Annotated in this window: 1 protein-coding gene; it reads right to left on the minus strand. The window is 59.5% G+C overall.

Features of this window, described 5'->3' with window-relative positions:
- Window positions 1–17 precede the first annotated feature (17 nt).
- Window positions 18–721, minus strand: a protein-coding gene (locus tag Q2M23_RS43735) for an IS5 family transposase (protein ID WP_316399546.1) whose coding sequence is annotated in 2 segments (ribosomal slippage) — window positions 18–439 and window positions 439–721 — 705 coding nt in all. Because the reading frame shifts where the segments join, the coding sequence is not laid out codon by codon here.
- Window positions 722–723: the final 2 nt, after the last annotated feature.

Consider the following 723-nt stretch of genomic DNA (forward strand, 5'->3'; position numbering starts at 1 on the left):
CTAGGTGGTGTGGACATTTATCGCATCCATAAGACGATGGCTGCGAGAGTAACGACGGCCAGGTAATTTCGGGCGGTCTTTTCGAAGCGGGTTGCGACGCGGCGGAACTGCTTGAGTTTTGAGAAGCAGCATTCGACGAGATGACGCTGGGCATAGAGATGCTTGTCCAGCGGATATTTGAGCGCACGTGACGGGTTGTTGGGGATGACGGCGAGCGCGCCTTTGGCAGCGATCGCCTGGCGCAAGTGATCGGCGTCATAAGCCGTATCCGCCATGACGACCTGGGCAGGTAATCCCTCGATCAATTCGGCGGCTTGCGGTACGTCGCTCTTCTGACCTGCGGTGAGCTTGAACCGTACGGGACATCCCAGGCCGCGAACGGCCATATGTATCTTGGTGCTCAGGCCACCGCGCGAGCGACCGATCGCCTGATCTTCAGACCCCCTTTTTTCGCCCCAGCGGCGTGCTGGTGCGCCCGGACGATGGTGGAGTCGACGATCAGATACTCGAAGTCCGGATCACCGGACATCGCTTCGAATATGCGCCACCAGACCCCCTTGATGCTCCATCGACTGAAGCGCCGAAACACGCTGTTCCAGTCTCCAAACACCTCCGGAAGATCACGCCAGGGAGAGCCAGTGCGCACGATCCAAAGTACGCCCTCCACAAACATCCGGTTGTCCCGTCCGGTCGAACCCTTCTGGTCAGGCCGGCCGATGATCA

It is taken from the genome of Bradyrhizobium sp. 33ap4 (assembly GCF_032654765.1).
GTDB lineage: Bacteria > Pseudomonadota > Alphaproteobacteria > Rhizobiales > Xanthobacteraceae > Bradyrhizobium > Bradyrhizobium australafricanum.